4 protein-coding genes are annotated in these 4,049 nt (G+C 65.6%); all 4 read right to left on the bottom strand.

All coding sequences use genetic code 11. The features are described 5' to 3' along the window. Window positions 1-734 (bottom strand): succinate--CoA ligase subunit alpha (gene sucD / locus P9272_RS35590; RefSeq protein WP_278164861.1); only part of this gene is annotated, 734 nt, incomplete at its 3' end. A gap of 13 nt (window positions 735-747) precedes the next feature. Then, window positions 748-1,935, bottom strand: a complete 1,188-nt coding sequence (locus P9272_RS35595; protein WP_128258136.1) for a malate--CoA ligase subunit beta — start codon at window positions 1,933-1,935, stop codon at window positions 748-750. A 19-nt stretch (window positions 1,936-1,954) separates the two neighbouring features. Further along, entirely contained in the window at window positions 1,955-2,914 is a 960-nt protein-coding gene (locus tag P9272_RS35600; RefSeq protein WP_128258135.1) for a CoA ester lyase, read from the bottom strand. 10 nt (window positions 2,915-2,924) lie between these two features. Then, window positions 2,925-4,049, bottom strand: a 1,125-nt coding sequence (locus P9272_RS35605; RefSeq protein ID WP_278164864.1) for an aminotransferase class V-fold PLP-dependent enzyme, incomplete at its 5' end; no start/stop codon positions are given.

The following is a 4,049-nucleotide window of genomic DNA, read 5'->3' on the forward strand; positions in this document are numbered from 1 at the left end:
TTCGGGGCGGACAGGCCGGCGATGTAGGCGATCAAGGGCTTCCTCATATTGTCGCGCGCCCAGATCGCGGCTTCGGCTTCCTGCGGGCCGCCGATTTCGCCGATCATGACCACGGCGTCGGTGTCGTCGTCGCGCTCGAAGAGCTGCAATATGTCCTTGAAGGACGAGCCGTTGATCGGATCGCCGCCGATGCCGACGCTGGTCGACACGCCGATGCCAAGCGCCTTCATCTGCGAGGCAGCCTCGTAGCCCAGCGTGCCGGAGCGGCCGACGATGCCGACGCGGCCGGGGAGATAGATGCTGCCGGGCATGATGCCCATCAGGGCCTGCCCGGGCGTGATCACGCCGGCGCAGTTGGGGCCGACCAGGCGCATGCGGTCCTCGAAGCGATAGCGGCGCATGTAGCGCTTCACCTGCATCATGTCCTGCGAGGGGATGCCGTCTGTGATGCAGACGCAGAGTTTTATCCCGGCATCCGCCGCTTCCATGATCGAATCCGCGGCGAAAGGCGGCGGCACGAAGACGATGCTCGCCTCGGCGCGGGTTTCGCGCACCGCGCCCTTGACGGTGTTGAAGACCGGCAGGCCGAGATGCGTCTGGCCGCCCTTGCCGGGGGTGACGCCGCCGACCAGCTTGGTGCCGTAGCGCTTCATGTCGTCGGCATGGAAGCTGCCGATCTTGCCGGTGAAGCCTTGCACGATCACGCGCGTGCTGCGGTTGAGCAGGATTGCCATTTCTCGACCTCCCTCAGGCTGCTTTCTTGTTCTTTGTGGCTTCGCGCCAGGCGGCGACGGCCTTTTCGGCGGCCTCGGCCAGCGTGTCGGCGACGATCACCGCCTCGCCGGAATCGGCCAGGATCCTGCGCCCTTCCTCCACCTTGGTGCCGGAAAGGCGCACCACCAGCGGCACGTCGACGCCGACCTCGCGGATCGCCTTGATGACGCCTTCGGCCACCCAGTCGCAGCGGTTGATGCCGGCGAAGATGTTGACGAGGATGGTCTCGACATTCTTGTCGCCCAACACGGCGCGAAAGGACTTTGCTACCCGCTCGGGCGAGGCGCCGCCGCCGATGTCGAGGAAATTGGCCGGCTCGCCGCCGGCGATCTTGATCATGTCCATCGTCGCCATGGCGAGGCCGGCGCCGTTGATGATACAGCCGATATTGCCGTCTAGTCCGACATAGGAGAGTCCGCGGTCGCTGGCGAAAGTCTCGCGCGGGTCTTCCTGGCTCTTGTCGCGCAGCTCGGAGATTTCCGGGCGGCGGAACAGTGCGTTCTCGTCGAACGACATTTTCGCGTCGAGCGCGACCAGGCTGCCGTCGCGCGTCACCACCAGCGGATTGATCTCCAGCATCGAGGCGTCGTAGTCGCGGAACACCTGGTAGCAACCGAGGATGGTTTCGGTGGCCTTGCCGATCAGATTGCTCTCGAGCCCGAGGCCGAAAGCGATCTCGCGCGCCTGGAAACCCTGCATGCCGACGCCGGGATCGACGGTGGCGCGGATGATCGAATCCGGCTGCTTTTCGGAGATGTCCTCGATCTCCATCCCGCCGGCGGCCGAGGCCACGATCATGACGCGCTCTTCCTTACGGTCGAGCACGAAGCCGAGATAGAGTTCCTGCGCGATGTCGACGGCTTCCTCGAGATAGAGGCGCGAGATCAGCTTGCCGCGCGGCCCGGTCTGGTGGGTCACCAGCTTACGCCCGAGCATGGCTTCCGCCGCGTTGGAAATCTCCTCGTCATTCGAGCAGAGTTTTATCCCGCCGGCCTTGCCGCGCGCGCCGGAATGGACCTGCGCCTTCAACACCCATTTCGCGCCGCCGATCTCCCTGGCACGGTACGTCGCCTGCTCGGGGCTGTAGGCGAGCCCGCCGCGCGGCACATGCACGCCGTGGCGGGCAAGCAGTTCCTTGGCCTGGTATTCGTGGATGTCCATCTTGTCCTCCCGGTAATTCTCAGTGCATCGCTTGGGCTTGGCCGGCGCGCTCGATCGCCTCGCTCACCACAAGCACGTTGCGCGCCATGCGCTCCGACGCGGCGTCGATCATCTTGCCGTCGAGCGCGGCGGCACCCTTGCCGGCAGCTTCCGCTTCCTTCAGCACTTCGAGGATGCGGCGGGCGCGCGCGACCTCTTTCTCCGGCGGCGAGAACACGTCATTGGCCAGAACGATCTGCGAGGGATGGATCGCCCATTTGCCTTCGATGCCGAGCGCGGCGGCGCGCCTGGCGGCCGCCTTGTAGCCTTCCGGGTCGGAGAAATCGCCGAACGGCCCGTCGATGGCGCGCAGGCCATAGGCGCGGCAGGCGACAGTCATCCGCGACAGCGCGAAATGCCACTGGTCGCCGGGATAGTCTGGGTTGAGGCCGCCGATGTTGACGGTACGCGCCTTGTTGCTGGCGGCATAATCGGCGACGCCGAAATGCATCGCCTCCAACCGCCCCGGCGTGGCGGCGATCGCCTCGACATTGGCCATGCCGAGCGCCGTCTCGATCAGCGCTTCGAGGCCGACACGGGTTTTGAAACCCTTGGCCATCTCGATCTGGTTGACCATGGCCTCGACCATGTAGAGGTCGGCCGGCACGCCGACCTTCGGTACCAGGATGGTGTCCAGCTTGTCGCCCGCCTGTTCCATGACGTCGACCACGTCGCGGTACATGTAATGGGTGTCGAGGCCGTTGATGCGCACCGAGACGGTCTTGCCCTTGGCGCGCCAGTCGATGTCGTTCAGCGCCTGGATGATGTTCTTGCGGGCGCGCTCCTTGTCGGGCGGCGCGACCGCATCCTCGATGTCGAGGAAGACGAAGTCGGCGGGGCTGTTCGCGGCCTTGTCGATCATTTCCGGGCTGGAACCCGGAACGGCCAGCTCGCTGCGCTGGAGCCTGAGTTTCTTCAAGTGGTTGATGGTGTGGCTCATCGTCCGCTCCTCACGCCGCCTTGGCGACCGGCATCTCGGCCGTGCGGCGGAAGTGCTCGATCGCCGCGGCGACGCCCGAGCCGGGCGCCAGGCGCACGCCGCAATCGAGCAGCGCCATTTCGGCCGCCGCCAGCGAGGCCAGCACCATCACCTCGTTCAGCCAGCCGAGATGGCCGATCCGGAAGACCTTGCCGGCAACCTTGTTAAGGCCGCCGCCCAGCGATGTCTGGTAGGCGCCGTAGGCGCGCTTCACGACATTTGCGCTGTCGATGCCTTCCGGCACCAGGATGGCGCTCACCGTATCGGAGTGCCATTGCGGCGCCTTGGCGCACAGCTTCAGGCCCCAGGCGTCGACCGCCTTGCGCACGCCTTCGGCCAGGCGATGGTGGCGAGCGAAGATGTTTTCCAATCCTTCCTCGGCGATGAGGTCCAGCGAAGCGCGCAGGCCGCGCATCAACTGCGTCGCCGGCGTGTAGGGGAAATAGCCGGTGTCATTGGTGCGGATCATGTCCTCGAAGGAGAAGTAACAGTGCCGGTGGGTCGCGACCCGCGAAGCTGCGAGCGCCTTCTGGCTGACCGACAGGAAACCGAGGCCGGCCGGCAGCATGAAGCCTTTCTGCGAGCCGCTGACAGCGCAGTCGACGCCCCATTCCTCCTGGCGGAAGTCGATCGAGCCGATCGAGGAAACGCCGTCGACGAAAAGCAGGGCAGGGTGGTTCGCAGCGTCGAGCGCGGCGCGGCAGCCGGCAACGTCGCTGGTGACGCCGGTCGCGGTCTCGTTCTGCGTGCAGAAGACCGCCTTGATGCGGTGCGCCTTGTCGGCCCGCAGCTTCTCCGCATAGAGATCGAGCGGAACGCCGGTGCCCCACTCGCAATCGATGACGTCGACATCGAAGCCGAGGCGCTCGGCCATGTCGACCCACAGATGCGAGAACTGGCCGAAGCGCGACATCAACACCTTGTCGCCGGGGCTGAGCACATTGGTCATCGCCGCTTCCCAGGCGCCGGTGCCGGAGGACGGGTAGATGAAGACGCGGCCGGTCTCGTTCTTGAAGACTCGCTTGATATCCTCGAACAGCGGCAGCGTCAGGTTAGGGAAGGAAGAGGCGCGCATATCTTCCATCGGCAGGTTCAT

Source organism: Mesorhizobium sp. WSM4976 (assembly GCF_029625685.1).
Taxonomy (GTDB): domain Bacteria; phylum Pseudomonadota; class Alphaproteobacteria; order Rhizobiales; family Rhizobiaceae; genus Mesorhizobium.

Excerpts from the sequence above, each read along its gene's own strand:
- P9272_RS35595 (WP_128258136.1), bottom strand. The coding sequence starts at position 1,935 with ATGGACATCCACGAATACCAGGCCAAGGAACTGCTTGCCCGCCACGGC.
- P9272_RS35600 (WP_128258135.1), bottom strand. The coding sequence starts at position 2,914 with ATGAGCCACACCATCAACCACTTGAAGAAACTCAGGCTCCAGCGCAGC.